The organism is Rhodococcus sp. WMMA185, assembly GCF_001767395.1.
Taxonomy (GTDB): Bacteria; Actinomycetota; Actinomycetes; order Mycobacteriales; family Mycobacteriaceae; genus Rhodococcus_F.
The window spans coordinates 1,595,306-1,612,495 of the sequence record NZ_CP017014.1; the positions used below are offsets into that span (position 1 = coordinate 1,595,306).

The following is a 17,190-nucleotide window of genomic DNA, read 5'->3' on the forward strand; positions in this document are numbered from 1 at the left end:
CTCGCGGACGAAAACCTCACTCGGTTTGCGGGGTAATCCTCACGCTGCCTATGTCGTAGTTGTCGAAGAACTCGGTGAACGCGGCGGCCTGCATCTCGTAGCCGATGTCGTTGGTGGTGAACGAGAGGATCGGAACGGCCTGGCCGTCGAGGTCGGCGGTCGCGGTGTAGGTGGTGCTCGGCATCAGCCCGGCACCGTCGATGCTGAACATGTCTTGTCCGTCGACCTCACGGACAGTGACCCGTGCATAACCCGGTCCGTCCAACGGGATGTCGGCGTTCTCGACGCGCGCGCCGATGCCCTGTTGGGTGAGGTTCTCGGTGCCGTCGCCGTCCGGAACCGCGTTGGCGACGTAGACGAGGGCCTGCCCCTCCTGGCCGGTGTCGAGAGTGGCGATGACCGACTGCGTGGCGGTGTCGATGACCGACACGCTGTCGGAGTGCTCGTTGACAGCGTAGACGCGGGTGTTGTCGGGGCTGGGCCAGATGCCGTGGGGTTCGACCCCGGTCGACATGATGGTGTGGATCAGTTCCGGTGGGCCCTCGGACGTGCGCTGGTAGACCCGGATCTCGTTGGTGCCGCCCACCGTGAGGTAGACGAGGTCGCCCTCGTCGGTGGTGACGAAGTTCGCGTGGTTGACGTCCGGGCCGGTGTCGATGATGGCCTTGACCGTGCCGGAGTTGGTGTCGATGATGCTCGCCTTCCCGACACCCTTGTGCGGCGCCCACAGTTCTGCACCGTCCGGGGAGAGCCCGAAGTCGGAGGACATGGGGTCGGCGAGTCCGTCGATCACGGATGAGACCTGCTTGGAGGCGACGTCGATGACGTCGATGGTCGCGGACCGGATGTGGTTGACGTAGGCCGTTTGTCCGTCGGGGCTGAAGAGCACCTTGGAGGGGCCGTCACCGGTCTCGATGTGTCCGGTGACCCCGCCGTTCGCGACGTCGACGATGTCGACCTGGGCGAGTGCGCGGTCGGCGACCCAGAACTCGCTGCCGTCCGGGGTGAAGAACCCCTCGTGCGGGGCGCGGCCGACGTAGGTCTGGTTGGCGATGGTGTTGTCGGCGGTGTTGATGATGGTCACCGTGTTGGTGGTCACGCTGACCACACCGAGATGCTGCCCGTCCTGCGAGAATCCGAGGCCGTGCACGTCGATGTTCGAGACGTACTGTGGCCCGAGGACTCCGTCGAGGCGCTGCGAACCCAGCGCGATCGATCCCAGGACCTCGTTCGTGGCGGGGTTGATGACGCTGACCCCGTTCGATGTCTGGTCAGCTACATAGACGCGGTCCATTGACGAGATCGGTTGGCCTTCACCGGCGAGAGCGGGAGCCTGCACGACTCCGCTGGCATTGGACGCGGGCGGAGACTGTTCGGTTTCTTCAGTAGTCGATGAGCACGCCGCGGTGACCCCCACGGTCGCGGCGAGCACTCCGGCGACCCAGTTCCGTCGCCTCAATACGCTGGATACAGCCACTTGCATTGCCTCTCTCGAGCGGGTGTATGTCGCCCGAGATCAGGGGGACCGACGGCGTCGCATGCGGCGGGGTGGGTCCGAGGCAACCTCGGAGACTCTTCCAAGGTACTGACGAACCGAGGCACCGCGACGGTGCGCAGATATCCTCGCGTGCGTGCGCAGCGCCCCTACTGGGCGGTAGGAGCCTCTGGTGTGAGAACGAAGACCGGTATCTCGCGTCCAGCCTTCTTCTTGTACTCGGTGATCGACGGGATTATCTGTAGTGCTCGATCCCACCAGAGGGCCTTCTCGTCTCCGGTGACCTCGCGGGCAATCATGTCCCGTATCGTGGCCCGATCTTGCAGTACGACGTGTGGATCGGCGAGCAGGTTGTAGCACCAGTCCGGGTTCTTCGTCGCGCCACGGTGCGTGCCCACAATCGCATACTCGCCGTCGTGTTCGATACGAGCCAAAGGGGTCTTTCTGAGTTTGCCGGACTTGGCGCCCCTGCTTGTCATCACCACCGTGGGACTTCCTCGGGTGAACGCCCCCTCCGCGCCCCCGGATTTCTCGTACAGTTCGACCTGATCAGCAACGACAATCATTTCCCCTCTGAGGAAGAACTTCGACTTGCTGGGTTCGTATTCGCCGGAAAGAGGCATGCCACCAGTACAGCACTTGCGGCGGAGTTGCCCCAGCGACCGAACTGACCTGGCAGGTGCCTCGTTCACAGACCGCCGAGATCGGACAGCACGCCGATCGCTCCGTCGACCGCCCGGTGCAGCATGGCGATCGACGTCTGGGCCGCGGGTGCGGTCCGCGAATCCTGCAGCGCGAAACCGTGAGCGAGCGTGACCGTGTTGTACCCACTGTCTGCGGCTCGCAGGAGGGTCTCGGATGCGACACCCTCGCCCGCCAAACGGTCGAGGCCCTCGCCGAGAGCGTAGAAGCTCCACAGCGGCCCCAGATCTGCGCCGTAGACGTTGCGGGTTCCCTCGACGATCGTGTCCGCCTCGAGAGCGATTGCATCCACGATCCGGTAGTAGTCGGGCACATCGGACTGTTCGGTGCCTGCTGCGGCGACGGCGTATGCCAGATCTACCGTGAGATGTGCGTTGTATCCCGCCATGGCGACCTCTGCGGGCGATGCCTCGCACTGCCTGCTCATCGTGAAGTACGGCGCCCAATGGGGATCGACTGGTGCTCCGGTGAACTCGGCGTGCAGATTGACGAGGTAGCGCCGCAGCAGGTCGGAACTGATGGCGTGCCCCCAGTCCCGATCACCGAAGCTCTCGGGGTCGCGTTGCATCGGCATGACGGCTGCGCGCTCGACGGCGTCCAGGCCGATCGAGAACAATCCCCGCCAATCGCGTTGCCGCACGAGAATTTCGGTGATCTCCTCGTGCCGTGCGACCTCGTCCTCGAGGCGTTCGAGGGGCGAGGTCGCGGGCAGGGTCGAGAGGTCCGACAGTGAGGCGATGCGATCGATTTCGGCTGCGGTCAAGGGAGTTCCGCACGCCTGCGGGGTCGCGTTCGCCGACTGTGCCGATGCACTTGGGGGAGCGGCAGACGTCGAAGGAAGTGCCGCCGAGAACAATGCGATGAGAAGGCCGGTAGTCGTTCGTGCGAATCTCACCGGCGAAGCATAGCCAGTCGCCAGCGTCCCCGGTGTTGATCGGTCAGGGCGTTTCCTGGACTATTCGCTCCAAGAGGACAGCGCCCGCTCTAGTCAGAAGGTTCCGGGCGGCGGCGTGGTCCCCTTCTCTGCCATTACCTGAATCAGTTGTGCGTGCATGTTCGCAGCCTGCTCGGGGGAGTAGAATCCGACGTTGCCAGGAACGGCCATGTTGTGGAGTTCGTACGGGTCTTCGAGCAGGTCGTACATTTCATATTGCGGGCCAGCGACGCCGGCAGGGTCGAAGTACAGGGCGTATTTCCAGCGATCATTCCAGATGGCGCGGATGTGACTCGGTTCCTGCACGATGAACTGGCCATCGGGGGCTCCGGGATTCTGATCGTCGTAGGTGAAGTGGATGAACTCTTGCACCGGCGTGACGGGGGCACCCGGCCGTGCGGATGCCTCGGCGATCACCGGTGCCAGGTCGGTGCCGAGGAAGTTCCACGACGCGCGGTCCGGGACGTGGGCAAGCGTGGCGAGGGTGGGCATCACATCGATGAGCGAGGCCAGTGCGTCGGTTTTGACAGGTCCGGGGAAGAGCACCGGATTGCTGATGACCAGAGGCACGTTCGTTGTTTCCTCGTAGACGTTGAACACCTTCTGCCGGAGCCCGCCGTGCGACAGTCCCATCTCGCCGTGGTCCGAGATCCTGAAGACGACCGAGTTCTCACGCAGACCCGGCGTGGCGTCGAGGGCGTCGAGCACGGTACCGATGTGATTGTCGACCACCTTCTGAACGTACGCATAGAAGTTGGCGTAGTTCTTCATCGCCTCCACGCCGACAAGCGGGCCCAACGCGGCGGCGAGCAGGAGCTGGGACTGCACCTGCGCGCTCGGCTTGAAATTGAGCGCGAGGACCTCGTCTGCGGTGGGCGGCAGATCGATTCCCTGATTGAACGCCACAGGCGCTGCGGAGCCGTAGTTGTCGCAGTCGCCGTCCTGCTGATCCCACGTCTGCGGGTAAGCCAGAATGTCGTGCGGGTTGGCGAGGGAGACGATCAGTGCGAACGGCCTCGTGTCGGTGGGGTCGAGGTTCCTGAGAAAATCGGCGGCCTGTTCGGCGACGCCGCGGTCGAGGTCGGCGCACCCACCGCCGAAGTGGGCTGGATCAATGTCCTGGCCCAACTCGGGCGGAACCCATCCGTCGAACCCATAGGCCGCAAGATCGGCGCTGTTGGGTTCGCCACCGTCGGCGTTCTTGCTCAGGTGCCACTTGCCTCGATACTGGACGTTGTACCCGGCCGAGGCCAGTAGTTTGGCCATGTTCTGCTCATCGAGGCGCAGCTGAGGCTCGGATGGGGAGAGAGTGCCACCCTCGGTCAGTGTGTTGGTCACCCCGTGCTGCGCCGGGTAGAGCCCGGTGAAGAAGGTCGCTCGGCTCGGCGAACACATAGCACTGTTGCAGTAAGCCCGGTTGAACGTGAGGCCCTGGTTAGCGAGCCGCTGGCGGTTGGGGAGGTTCTGCTGTGCCCATCCCTCTGGCCAGTGCATAGGCTCGCGTTCCTGATCGGTGATGATCACCACGATGTTCGGGCGCTGCGGCAGTGAGCCGGCCGATTCGGCCGCCGCAGGTTGCCTTCCGCTCGCGGCCATGCTCGCCATGCCCGCCGCGAGTAGTGTTCCGGCGCCGCCCAGGAACGCCCGTCGGGGAACTCCGCCCGTGCCTGCAGATTCTGCGTGCTCGCGCTCTCGAGTCATCGCCTCATTGTCGCGCGGTCACGAACCCGCGCGGACGCAAATCGAGAAAGTGCCGGGCAGGTGAGTGCTCGAGGCGTGGTGGTGAAATTGGCCGTTTGGATTGCGTCAGGGGCAATTTCGCGAATCTTGCATACGGCCCGGCCAGGCGGATTCGAAGGACCGTGATATTGCTGAATGCGTTGCCCCGGTTGGATTCTCGATCTGGCAATCGACGATGTCTTGTCAACCCCATGGTAGGAAGTGTCGATACATGTGGTGCCGATGGTCCTACGAAAAGGTGCCGTTCGGAGCTACGGGGCGCGGTGACCGGTGGCTATTGTTGAGCTATGAACTCGACTGCGGTGATCGTCTTTGTAGTCGCCTGGATCGTGATCGGGCTGATTACGGGACTGTGGATGGCCCGGAGAGGGCATTCTGCGATGTGGACGATTGTCGCGGTGATCCTGGGGCCACTGTTCGTTCCGATCGCTTTCGAACGTGCGGAGCGCCGTCCCGTACTGGCTGCTACGGGCCCGGAAGGCGTGGACTCCGCGGGATCGGCTTCTGCGGACGAGCGGCGACTGCTGGTGGGGCTGGACGGCTCAGCCGAATCGGAAAGAGCCCTCGCGGCCGCGATCGAGTTGATGGGAAGCCGATGTGGGTCCGTCATCCTTGCGGAGGTGGTTTCCTACGACGATGCGAGCGAGGGTGCCTCCGGGAACGAGGTCGAGGAGGCCACAGCCCGGCTGGCGGCCGCCGCCTCCCGCCTACCCGGGGTACGGACGAACTACGAGGTATTGGCCGGCCCTCCGGGTGAGGCGCTGCGTCAGTTCGCCGAAGAACAGGAAGTCGACCTCCTCGTCGTCAGCCGGCGCGGACGGGGGCTCTCCAAGAGGTTGATGGGCAGTGTGTCCAGCGATCTGGTGCAGCACGCCAAGGTGCCCGTACTGGTCGTCGAACCCTGAGCGTCGACGGGTGCGCACCGGTGATGGATTCGGCGTCGTTCACCCTTGTGGTCCACGTGAAATGGGTACGCGTTTAGCGCTCACGCGAGGCATCTCCGTAGGATCTGGAAGCAACAGGATCTGGAAGCAACGAAGTACCTTGCCTCATGTTTCGAAAGGAAGTCCCGTGCTGCGCACACATCTCGCCGGTTCATTGCGAGCCGAGCAGGCCCAGCAGACCGTCACCCTGACCGGGTGGGTTGCCAGGCGCCGAGATCACGGCGGGGTGATCTTCATCGATTTGCGCGACGCCTCGGGTGTGTCGCAGGTGGTGTTCCGTGAGGGTGCCGCCGCAGAGCAGGCCCACCGCCTGCGCGCCGAGTACTGCATCAAGGTGACCGGCGTTGTCGAGGTTCGCCCCGAGGGCAACCAGAACTTCGAGATCCCCACGGGGGCGATCGAGGTCAACGCCGCCGAGCTCGAGGTTCTCAACGAGAGTGCGCCGCTTCCGTTCCAGCTCGATGATCAGGCAGGTGAGGAAGCGCGTCTGAAGTATCGCTACCTGGATCTGCGCCGCGAGGGTCCTGGACACGCCATCCGGTTGCGGTCGAAGGTCAACGCGGCCGCCCGGGCGGTGTTGGCGCACCACGAGTTCGTCGAGGTCGAGACCCCCACCCTGACGCGCTCGACCCCGGAGGGCGCCCGTGACTTCCTGGTTCCCGCACGCCTGCAGCCGGGCAGCTTCTACGCGTTGCCGCAGAGCCCCCAGCTGTTCAAGCAGCTGCTCATGGTCGGAGGCATCGAGCGGTACTACCAGATCGCCCGCTGCTACCGCGACGAAGACTTCCGTGCGGACCGGCAGCCCGAGTTCACCCAGCTCGACATCGAGATGAGCTTCGTCAACCAGGACGACGTGATTCTGCTCGCCGAGGAAGTGCTCACCGCGCTGTGGAGGCTCGTCGGGCATGAGATCAAGACCCCGATCCAGCGGATGACCTATGCCGAGGCCATGCGTCGATTCGGTACCGACAAGCCGGACCTGCGTTTCGATGTCGAACTGGTCGAGTGCGCCGAGTTCTTCAAGGACACCACCTTCCGCGTGTTCCAGGCCGAGTACGTTGGCGCGGTGGTCATGCCCGGTGGCGCGAGTCAGCCGCGCAGGCAGCTCGATGCCTGGCAGGAGTGGGCCAAGCAGCGCGGGTCGAAGGGACTGGCATATGTGCTCGTCGGCGAGGACGGCACCCTCGGTGGTCCGGTGGCCAAGAACCTCACCGATGTCGAACGCGCCGGGCTAGCCGAGCACGTCGGCGCGAAGCCGGGAGACTGCATCTTCTTCGCCGCCGGACCGACCAAGTCCTCGCGTGCCCTCCTCGGTGCCGCTCGGGGGGAGATCGCCCACCGGCAGGACCTGATCGACCCCGACGCCTGGGCGTTCGTGTGGATCGTCGATGCCCCGCTGTTCGAGCCCACCGCCGAGGCCACCGCCAGTGGCGACGTCGCCCTCGGCTACAGCGCCTGGACGGCTGTGCATCACGCGTTCACCTCACCCAAGCCCGAGTCGATCGACACGTTCGACACCGATCCGAGTTCGGCGCTCGCCTACGCCTACGACATCGTGTGCAACGGCAACGAGATCGGCGGCGGCAGTATCCGTATCCATCGCAAGGACATTCAGGAACGAGTGTTCGAGGTGATGGGCATCTCCCACGAAGAGGCCGAGGAAAAGTTCGGGTTCCTCCTCGACGCTTTCGCGTTCGGAGCGCCGCCGCACGGGGGTATCGCGTTCGGCTGGGACCGGATCACAGCACTGTTGGCGGGCGTCGACTCGATCCGTGAAGTCATTGCCTTCCCCAAGTCGGGTGGCGGCGTCGACCCGCTCACCGAAGCGCCCGCCCCGATCACAGCGCAGCAGCGCAAGGAATCGGGTGTCGATGCCACTCCCGAGCCGAAGGCTGACTCTCAGCGAAAGGGTGAGACCGTGCCGAAGGCTGAGACAGCGGCAGAGTCCGTCGGCGGGGCCGTGAGGTAGGCAGGCGCCGGGGGGATCGTGGGTTCGGCTATCGGTGCGGTGTTACGAGTTCGTTCACGGCGCGCCGGCAGAGGCACGAAACGGCACCATTGCGGTGACAGTTGATGTGGCTTTGCTCGAAGTGCTCGCACCGGGCCTACCGAAGTGCTGAAATTCACCGAGGCCCCCACAAAAGGACTCGATCATTTTTGTGACTAGCAGGTAAGTTGGTTCACGATGACTGTAATGCTGGCAGACCCCGTTTCCGAGGTAGTTGCCGCAGCGGAAAAGCTGCTCACCCGTCGTACCGGTGCATCTGTGACGCTGGTAGATCCCGTGGATCTCGGGGGTAGTGGCCGTTCCATCGTCCTTCGGGTGCGTGTGGCGGAGAATCCGTTTTCCCTCCCGCGGACCTTGGTGATCAAGCAGGTTCGCAGGGAGTCCGGGGTTGCTGGAACCCGGGCCGTCGACCCCGATGACTTGGCGGGAGACAGCGGTGGCGCGTTCCTTCGCGAGGCGGTGTCGTACCAGTTCGCGACCGCTCTCGCGACCGATAGCCGTCCGGGTGCGGAATTGCTCGCATCCGATCTCGATGCTCGACTGCTCGTGCTCAGTGACCTCGGTGACGTGAGCCCGATCAGCGCGCTTCTCGAGCATTCCGACTCGGATACAGTCGCCAACACGTTGATGGCGATGGCCCAGGCGCTCGGCAGGATGCATGCGGCCACTGTGGGCCGGGAGGAAGACTTCACCGCGCTGCTTCGTCGCGCGGGTGTGTCGCGTTGCGACGACACGGTGGCCGGTCAGGTGGAGCGGGCGGTGCCCGCGGTGCCGGGGCTCCTCTCCGAGATCCTCGGCATCGACGTCTCCCCGGACATGACCGATCAGGTGGCGCATGCCGCGAAGCTGTTCGAGAGTCGCCGGTTCCGCGCGTTCAGCCCCTCCGACCTGTGCCCGGACAACATCATCGTCAACGACGAGGGTGTGCGATTCCTGGACTACGAGTGGGGCGGATTCCGCGACGCAATGCTCGACATCGCCTACGCGCTGGTCTCGTTCCCGTGCTGCCTGTGCAGCCTCGACCTGTCCGAAGATCGGACGCAGGCAATGATCGAGGCCTGGCGTGCCGAGGTGGTGGGGATGTGGCCTGCCCTCGCGGACAACAACGTGCTCGCCACTCGCATGGTCGAGGCGCAGCTGATCTGGGTGTGGCTCAGCACCTACCTGTTCCTGCCCGACAATCACACGCGGATTGCGGCGGTGCGCGAGCACCAGCTGTCGGTGCCGCGGTCGCTGGCGTTGATGCGACGCTGGGACAAGCTGGCGCGTTCGGCGAACCGCGCCGGCAACACCGTGGTCGCCCATCAGGCCCGTGCCATTGCCGACAGGTTGCAGGCGATGTCCGTTGGATGACGTCCCGCGCGGTCGGAAAGGTCAGCCGATAGCGCTCCGGTAGCGTCGAACTTGTGAGCGATCTCTTCGGTTCGGACGTGGGCGGGGACGAGTCAGTAGGACTGTTCGAAACGATGGGACGGGAAGAGGCGTCGGCTCCCCAGCCCGTCCCCAGCCCCACTTCGGTGAACTCGCACGCGCCTCTGGCTGTGCGCATGCGTCCCCGCACCCTTGGTGAGGTGGTCGGGCAGAAGCATCTGCTGGGGCCGGGTGCGCCGCTGCGACGCCTCGTGGAGGGGTCCGGTGCGGCTTCAGTCCTGCTGTACGGTCCGCCAGGGACCGGAAAAACCACCCTGGCATCCCTGATCTCGGGTGCGACGGGCCGACGTTTCGAGGCATTGTCTGCGCTCTCCGCCGGCGTGAAGGAAGTGCGTGCGGTCATCGACCTGGCACGGCGACGATTGCTAGCAGGGGAGCAGACCGTCCTGTTCATCGACGAGGTGCATCGGTTCTCCAAGACCCAACAGGACGCACTGCTCGCCGCGGTGGAGAACCGAATCGTGTTGCTCGTCGCAGCAACCACCGAAAACCCCTCCTTCTCCGTCGTCTCGCCGCTGCTTTCCCGCTCGCTGGTGCTGCAACTACAGGCGCTGACGGCAGACGACATCGAGGCGCTTCTCGAGCGTGCCCGCACCGACGAGCGGGGTTTGGCCGGCGAAATCGAGATCGCGGACGACGCGATGGAACACCTGGTGCGCCTGGCCGCCGGTGATGCTCGGCGTGCACTTACCGCCCTGGAGGCTGCGGCAGGTGCGGCACTCGACCAGGCGGGGCTCGAGAAAGCAGGGCTCGAGGAAGAGGGGGACGGGCAGCGTCCGGTTCTGCTCGATCTCGCGACGGTCGAGGCGAGCGTCGACAAGGCTGCGGTTCGCTACGACCGCGACGGTGACCAGCATTACGACGTCATCAGCGCCTTCATCAAGTCCATCAGGGGATCGGACGTCGACGCGGCGCTGCACTATCTCGCGCGCATGTTGACCGCGGGTGAAGACCCCCGGTTCATAGCCCGGCGGCTGGTCGTTCACGCCAGTGAGGACATCGGGATGGCGGATCCGACCGCTCTGCAGACCGCCATCGCCGCCGCCCAGGCCGTGCAGTTGATCGGAATGCCGGAGGCACGCCTTGCGCTCGCGCAAGCCACCATTCACCTCGCGACCGCACCGAAGTCGGGTGCGGTCATCGCGGCGTTGGGTGCCGCGATGGCTGACGTGACGGCAGGGAAGGCAGGTCTGGTCCCGCCCCATCTGCGTGACGGTCACTACGCCGGCGCCGCGAAGCTGGGCAACGCAGTGGGATACCGCTATCCGCACGACCACCCCGACGGAGTGTTGCCGCAGCAGTACCCGCCGGACGAGCTCGTGGGCGTCGACTACTACCAGCCCACAACACACGGCAGCGAACGCGACATCGCTGGGCGTGTGGAGAAGCTGCGGCGCATCGTGCGCGGCTGACGCCGTTCAGCGGCCTAGCCGCTTGGACTCGGGCGTGTTTCGCGTCACAATGGTGGTGCCCCCGACGAGCACCGGCAAGCGCCCAGCGGAAACCGACCTCACCTGACAGTTAAGCTGGGGAGTGCTCGATTCGCCGTGCGCGCGGTGTGATCGGCGTCAATCACTGTCACACGCGAAGGGCAAACTAGGTGCAGACCCACGAGATCCGCAGGCGCTTCCTCGACCATTTCGTCAAGGCGGGCCATACGGAGGTGCCCAGCGCCTCGCTGATTCTCGACGATCCGAACCTGTTGTTCGTCAACGCGGGGATGGTGCAATTCGTGCCGTTCTTCCTGGGGCAGGAGACCCCGCCGTATCCGACGGCGACGAGCGTCCAAAAGTGTGTGCGCACGCTCGATATCGAGAATGTGGGCAACACCACACGCCACAACACGTTCTTTCAGATGGCCGGCAACTTCTCGTTCGGCGACTACTTCAAGCGCGACGCGATCAAGCATGCATGGTCGCTGCTGACCTCGAGTGTCGACGACGGTGGATACGGGTTCGACCCCGAACGGATCTGGGTCACCGTCTACCTCGACGACGACGAGGCCGCCGACATCTGGCGCGACGAGGTCGGTATCCCGAATGAGCGGATCCAGCGCCGTGGTGTTGCCGACAACTACTGGTCCATGGGCATTCCCGGCCCTTGCGGTCCGTGCTCGGAGATCTACTACGACCGCGGCCCCGAGTACGGCGTCGAGGGTGGCCCGGTGGCCGACGAGGATCGCTACCTGGAGATCTGGAATCTCGTGTTCATGCAGAACGAACGCGGCCTCGGCACCAGCAAGGACGACTTCGAGATCCTCGGGCCGTTGCCGAAGAAGAACATCGACACCGGCATGGGTGTCGAGCGCGTCGCCTTCCTGCTGCAGGGCGTCGACAACGTCTACGAGACCGATCTCGTCCGCCCGGTGATCGCGAAGGCGGAGGAACTGTCGGGTCGCAGGTACGGCGCCAACCACGACGACGACGTCCGTTTCCGGGTGATTGCCGACCACGCCCGAACCGCCGCGATGCTGATAGCAGACGGCGTGAATCCCGGTAATGACGGACGCGGTTACGTGCTCCGCAGACTGCTGCGGCGCATCGTGCGCTCCGCCAAGTTGCTCGGCGCGGACAAGCCCAGCATGCGTGAGTTCATCACCGTCGTCCGCGACACCATGGCACCTTCGTACCCCGTGCTGGACACCGACTTCGAGCGCATCGAGAGGGTCGCGGTCGGTGAGGAGTCGGCCTTCCTCAAGACACTGGCGTCCGGTTCCAAGCTGTTCGACGTTGCCGCGGAATCGGTCAAGGCATCCGGCAAGTCGGTGATCGGCGGCGACCAGGCGTTCGCGCTACACGACACCTACGGGTTCCCGATCGACCTGACCCTCGAGATGGCGGCCGAGGCCGGGTTGTCCGTCGACGAGGACGGTTTCCGGTCGCTGATGGCGGAGCAGCGTCAGCGCGCGAAGGACGATGCTCAGGCGCGGAAACATGCACACACCGATCTCATGGTCTACAAGGAACTCCTCGACCGCGGGCCGACCGAGTTCACCGGTTTCCACGAATTGGTTTCCGAGGCACACGTTCTCGCGCTGATCTCGAACGGTCAGCGGATCCCGGTTGTAGCGGCAGGCGAGGACGTAGAGGTGATCCTCGACCGCAGCCCGCTGTATGCGGAAGCGGGCGGCCAGATCGCGGATCTGGGAACCCTCACCGGTCCGGGGTTGCGGGTGAGGGTCAATGACGTCCAGAAGATCGCCAAGAAGCTGTGGGTCCACAAGGTGACGGTGCAGGAAGGCCAGATCGCCGAGGGGGACGTCGTTCTCGCGCAGGTCGACGCGGAGTGGCGCAAGGGCGCCACGCAGGGCCACTCAGGCACACACATGGTGCATGCTGCGTTGCGGCAGGTGCTGGGCCCCAATGCCGTTCAAGCCGGATCGCTGAACAAGCCGGGTTACCTGCGGTTCGACTTCTCCTGGCAGGGCGCGCTGTCGGAGGCGCAGAAGCAGGACATCGAGCTGGTCACCAACGAAGCGGTGGCCGCGGACTACTCGGTGAACACGTTCGTCACCGACCTCGACAAGGCGAAGGCGATGGGCGCCATGGCGTTGTTCGGCGAGAACTACGGCGACGAGGTGCGTGTCGTCGAGATCGGCGGGCCGTTCTCGTTGGAGTTGTGCGGCGGAACCCATGTGGGAAGTTCTGCGCAGATCGGCAACGTCACACTGCTCGGTGAGCAGTCCATCGGCTCGGGCGTGCGCCGCGTCGAAGCCTTCGTCGGGCTCGACTCGTACCGCTACCTCGCCAAGGAACGCGCGCTCCTCGCGGGTTTGTCGGCCTCGCTGAAGGTGCCCTCGGAGGAGGTTCCCGCCCGCGTCGAGGCGCTCGTCGACCGACTTCGGGCGGCCGAGAAGGAACTCGAACAGGTGCGGGCCCAGGCAGTTCTGGCCGCGGCCGGGACCTACGTCGACAAGGCGCAGCGCGTGGGACCTGTCCTGCTGGTCGCGGACTCCGCACCGGCCGGGGTCGGAGGCAACGACCTGCGCGGGCTGGTCGCGGATATCCGCGGCAGGTTCGGTGCGCAACCCGCGGTGGTGGTCCTGCTCGGGAACGTCGACGGCAAGGTTCCCTTCGCGGTGTCCGTCAACGGGTCCGCCCAGGAACTCGGACTCTCGGCCGGTGATCTCGTCAAGGACTTCGGACCGAAGATCGGTGGCCGGGGTGGCGGAAAGGCCGACATGGCGCAGGGTTCAGGCTCCGACACCAACGGAATCGCCGATGCTCTCGACGTGGTCCGGCAGCACGTCACAGACAAGGTGGGGAACAAGTAACGGTGAATCGCGCAGAAAAGGGGCCGGATCGACCTGGTGCCGACGACCCCGGGCGCGGCCGCCGTATCGGCATCGATGTGGGCAGCGTTCGGATCGGGGTCGCCTCGAGCGACCCCGACGGGATCCTCGCAACTCCCGTCGAGACGGTGCCACGATCCAAGGAACGCGGGGGCGATTCGCCCGACATTCGGCGGATCGCCGACATCGTGGAGGAGTACGAGGCGGTGGAGGTTGTCGTCGGCCTGCCCCAGACCCTTCGGGGTGAGCAGGGGAAGGCTGCCTCGATCGCTACCTTGTTCGCGAAGCGTTTGCAGAGGACAGTGGATCCGATACCGGTGCGGATGGCGGACGAACGTCTGTCGACCGTCACTGCTGCACGAGCGCTTCGAGAGAGCGGTGTCAGCGCGAAGGGCCAGCGCCCTGTGATCGATCAGGTGGCTGCGGTGGCAATTTTGCAGGGATGGCTGGACGAGCGGAGCACGTCGATGAAGGAAACCGACGGGGAGAGCCCGTCGATCGATGCAACAGAATCGGGTCGAGACGTGCAGCTGCCGGAGGCCGATCAGTGAGCAATCATCGGCGACCTTCGGGCGAGCGACCAGACCACCGATACCACTCGAACAAGCCCCGCCGGCACCGCTACCTCGACGAGGACGACGATCCGGTTAGTCACCAACCACAATCAGACGACATCACGACTGGCCGACACGGCTCGGTGAACGACGGCTGGGACCATCGAGATGTCGGTTACCGCGCGGGGTACGAATTCGAATACGGTCCGTCTCCCACCGGTTACGGCCGGCACGAATACGACGAATACCCGGACTACGACGACTCCCCGTACGAGAGCGGTTCCCATCCTGGCGGGCGGTACGACCGTCCCGGGTCCGCGTTCGCCGAGGCCGAGACCCAGGTCATCAGGGTGATTCCGCCAACCCGCGCGCAAGCTCGGCTGCAGGCCCGACGGCGCAAGCAGGCCCGGGGTCGGGCTCGTCGCGGCAAGATCGTCGGAGTGATGGCGGTCGCGGTCGTCCTGATCGTGCTGGGCGGACTGGTGTTCGTGGGTGGCAGGGTATTCCTCGGTGGCAGCGCACCGGCAGACTACGCCGGGCCAGGTGGTCCCGAAGTCGTCGTGGAGGTGCATCCGGGAGATACCGCGGAACAGATCGGGTCCGCGCTCACGGCTCAGGACGTCGTGGCGAGCGGTGCGGCCTTCTACAACGCGGCGCTTCAGAACGAGGCCATTACCTCGCTGCAGCCCGGGTTCTACAGTCTGTCGACCCAGATCCCTGCTGCCGAGGCGGTGAACGACCTGATCGATCCCGCATCCCGCGTCGGCCAGATGATCATCTCCGAGGGCAGACAACTCCACGACACCACCGACGTGCAGACCGGCGCGACGAAGCACGGGATCTACTCGCTCATCTCCGAGGCCAGTTGCCTCGGCGATGGCGACCAACGGACGTGTATCAGCTACGACGACCTCAACGCTGCCGGCGCCGGAGACTTGACCGCGCTCGGTGTGCCGGACTGGGCGCGGGCCTCGGTGGCAAGCGTTCCGGACCGTGATCGGCAGCTCGAGGGGCTGATCGCGGCGGGAACCTGGAACTTCAACCCGACCTGGAGCCCGACCGCCATTCTCGAGCACCTGGTCAGCCAGAGCGCCGCCAGCTACGAAGCGACCGGAATCCTCACCGACGGGATTCAGGCCGGTCTATCGCCCTACGAGATGCTGATCTCTGCGTCACTGGTGGAACGCGAGTCGTTGCCCGCGGATTTCTCGAAAGTGGCTCGCGTGATCTTGAACCGCCTCGCGGTGAACCAACCTCTACAGTTCGACTCGACGGTCAACTACGAGCTCGACACCACCGAACTGGCCACCACGGACGCCGACCGTGCTCGGGTGACGCCCTGGAACACGTACGCGAGCCCCGGTTTGCCGGCCACTCCGATCTCGTCACCGAGCATTGCCGCGCTCGAGGCCGTCGAACAACCGGCGCCGGGTGACTGGATCTATTTCGTGACGGTCGATTCGCAAGGGACCACGTTGTTCACGAGGAGCTACGAGGAGCACTTGGCCAACATCGACGAGGCCCTGCGCAATGGGATCCTGGCCAGTGGGCGATGAACACGTGACCGCGCGAAAGGCCGCCGTGCTGGGCAGACCGATCGCACATTCGCGCTCGCCGCAACTGCATCTTGCGGCCTACCGGGCGCTTGGCCTGACCGAGTGGACGTACGACCGCATCGAATGTGGTGCAGACGAGCTACCGGGTCTGGTGTCCGCGCTCGGGCCGGAATGGGTCGGCCTGTCCGTCACGATGCCGGGGAAGATCGCGGCGCTGAACTTCGCGACCGAGCGCACCGACCGGGCCGTGGCGATCGGGTCGGCGAACACGCTCGTCCGCATCGAAGACGGCTGGCGTGCCGACTGCACCGACGTGGACGGTGTCAGCGGTGCACTGATCGCGGGTGGCCTCGGACCCGTGTCCGGAGCCGAAGCCGTTGTCGTCGGCGCCGGCGGGACTGCCCGGCCTGCGCTGGCCGCATTGGCCGACCTGGGCGTGGCGACCGTGACCGTTGTCGCCCGCGATGCCGGGCGGGCCTCGAGCGCTCTCAGACTCGCGGAGTCGCTGGGTCTCGACGCCCGGTTGTCGGGATTCGACAGCCGGGAACTCGGCACCCGCTGCGCTGATGCCGCTGTGCTGGTGAGCACCGTGCCGTCCGTCGCGATCAGTGAACACACCGCGACGTTGGGGCGGGCGCCGTTCGTGTTGGACGCGATCTACGACCCCTGGCCGACACCGTTGGCGAGGGCGGTCGAAGACGCCGGTGGGCGAGTGGTCGGCGGGCTCGAGATGCTCCTCCATCAGGCATTCGGCCAAGTGGAGCAGTTTACCGGCCTTCCCGCCCCGCGATCAGCGATGGCGGCCGCCCTGCGCTAGTTGTCCACAGGCCCGGCCCGCGTCCACAGGTCGACCGTCCGCGCTGGTCACCGGGTCCGGTGATGTGCGGGTTCGGGGCACGCTGTCCCTCATGTGGTGGCTGATCGTTGTCGGTGCGGTTCTGGGCGCGGGTGTCGGTCGGTGCGCGCGCGAGGTCGCGGATCGGTTCGTGGGCGGGGGTGTGCGGCGTGGCTGGTGCGAGGCGGTCTGTGCGGTCGGTGTCGCTGCAACGGTGTGGATCGGTGTCGGTGAACCGGAGCCGTGGCGGTTGCTGTGCGCGATCGCCTTCTGGTGGTGGTGCGTAACTCTCGGCGCCACCGACCTGTGCGCGCGGAGGCTCCCGAACGCGTTGACCCTCCCGGGGTTCCTCGCAATCGTCGGCATCGGAACGGTGACGGGTGAGGCCTCGGCCGCTTTCGTCGGGGGAATCCTGCTGGCGGCGGCGTACCTCGCGCTGCATCTCGGTGTGCCCGGTTCCTTCGGAGCGGGCGATGTGAAGCTCGCACTCGGAGTGGGGGCGGCGGCAGGACTGGCTGGAGGTGGGGCCTGGGTGTTCGCGGCGGTCCTCGCACCGGCGCTGACCGGGGCAGTGGGCTGTGTGGTCCTGGCCGCTCGGCGCAACGCGCCGACACTCCCGCACGGGCCCGCGATGTGCGCCGCGACGATGGTTGCACTGTTCGCTGCGCACATCACATGACGTCGTGCTCGGGTGGCGCCC

At 65.5% G+C, this 17,190-nt stretch carries 13 protein-coding genes; 9 read left to right on the forward strand and 4 right to left on the reverse strand.

Annotated features, from left to right (window positions below):
* Positions 1–16: 16 nt before the first annotated feature.
* The 4 genes from BFN03_RS07205 to BFN03_RS07220 form a co-directional block, all read right to left on the reverse strand.
* A complete protein-coding gene (locus BFN03_RS07205; RefSeq protein ID WP_198163411.1) occupies positions 17–1,477 on the reverse strand; it encodes a YncE family protein in 1,461 nt (486 codons plus the stop codon).
* A gap of 167 nt (positions 1,478–1,644) precedes the next feature.
* Positions 1,645–2,118: a nitroreductase family deazaflavin-dependent oxidoreductase gene (locus tag BFN03_RS07210; protein ID WP_070378445.1), complete on the reverse strand. Its 474-nt coding sequence runs from the start codon at positions 2,116–2,118 to the stop codon at positions 1,645–1,647.
* A 65-nt stretch (positions 2,119–2,183) separates the two neighbouring features.
* A complete protein-coding gene (locus BFN03_RS07215) occupies positions 2,184–3,092 on the reverse strand; it encodes a DUF5995 family protein (RefSeq protein WP_157109574.1) in 909 nt (302 codons plus the stop codon).
* A 93-nt stretch (positions 3,093–3,185) separates the two neighbouring features.
* Positions 3,186–4,832: a sulfatase-like hydrolase/transferase gene (locus BFN03_RS07220; RefSeq protein WP_070378446.1), complete on the reverse strand. Its 1,647-nt coding sequence runs from the start codon at positions 4,830–4,832 to the stop codon at positions 3,186–3,188.
* 326 nt (positions 4,833–5,158) lie between these two features.
* Here BFN03_RS07220 and BFN03_RS07225 point away from each other — a divergent pair, with 326 nt between their 5' ends.
* The 9 genes from BFN03_RS07225 (at position 5,159) to BFN03_RS07265 (ending at position 17,169) form a co-directional block, all read left to right on the forward strand.
* A complete protein-coding gene (locus BFN03_RS07225; protein WP_070378447.1) occupies positions 5,159–5,776 on the forward strand; it encodes a universal stress protein in 618 nt (205 codons plus the stop codon).
* A gap of 166 nt (positions 5,777–5,942) precedes the next feature.
* Entirely contained in the window at positions 5,943–7,784 is a 1,842-nt protein-coding gene (gene aspS / locus BFN03_RS07230; protein WP_070378448.1) for an aspartate--tRNA ligase, read from the forward strand.
* A 216-nt stretch (positions 7,785–8,000) separates the two neighbouring features.
* The gene (locus BFN03_RS07235) at positions 8,001–9,176 is read left to right on the forward strand and encodes a phosphotransferase family protein (RefSeq protein WP_070378449.1); all 1,176 of its coding nucleotides are present in this window, start codon (positions 8,001–8,003) and stop codon (positions 9,174–9,176) included.
* Between the two features lie 53 nt (positions 9,177–9,229).
* A complete protein-coding gene (locus tag BFN03_RS07240) occupies positions 9,230–10,666 on the forward strand; it encodes a replication-associated recombination protein A (protein ID WP_070378450.1) in 1,437 nt (478 codons plus the stop codon).
* Positions 10,667–10,854: 188 nt separating this feature from the next.
* Entirely contained in the window at positions 10,855–13,527 is a 2,673-nt protein-coding gene (gene alaS / locus BFN03_RS07245) for an alanine--tRNA ligase (protein WP_070378451.1), read from the forward strand.
* A 2-nt stretch (positions 13,528–13,529) separates the two neighbouring features.
* Entirely contained in the window at positions 13,530–14,096 is a 567-nt protein-coding gene (ruvX, locus tag BFN03_RS07250) for a Holliday junction resolvase RuvX (protein ID WP_070378452.1), read from the forward strand.
* Positions 14,093–15,655 carry an endolytic transglycosylase MltG gene (locus BFN03_RS07255; RefSeq protein ID WP_070378453.1) on the forward strand — a complete coding sequence of 521 codons (1,563 nt, stop codon included), beginning with the start codon at positions 14,093–14,095 and terminating at the stop codon, positions 15,653–15,655. Before ruvX ends, BFN03_RS07255 begins: the two co-directional genes overlap by 4 nt.
* Complete coding sequence (locus BFN03_RS07260; protein WP_084385533.1) at positions 15,645–16,472, forward strand: shikimate dehydrogenase; 828 nt, start codon at positions 15,645–15,647, stop codon at positions 16,470–16,472. The genes BFN03_RS07255 and BFN03_RS07260 overlap by 11 nt, the downstream gene beginning before the upstream one ends.
* Positions 16,473–16,563: 91 nt before the next feature.
* Positions 16,564–17,169, forward strand: coding sequence for a prepilin peptidase (locus BFN03_RS07265; protein ID WP_070380695.1), 606 nt, complete (start codon positions 16,564–16,566; stop codon positions 17,167–17,169).
* Positions 17,170–17,190 lie beyond the last annotated feature (21 nt).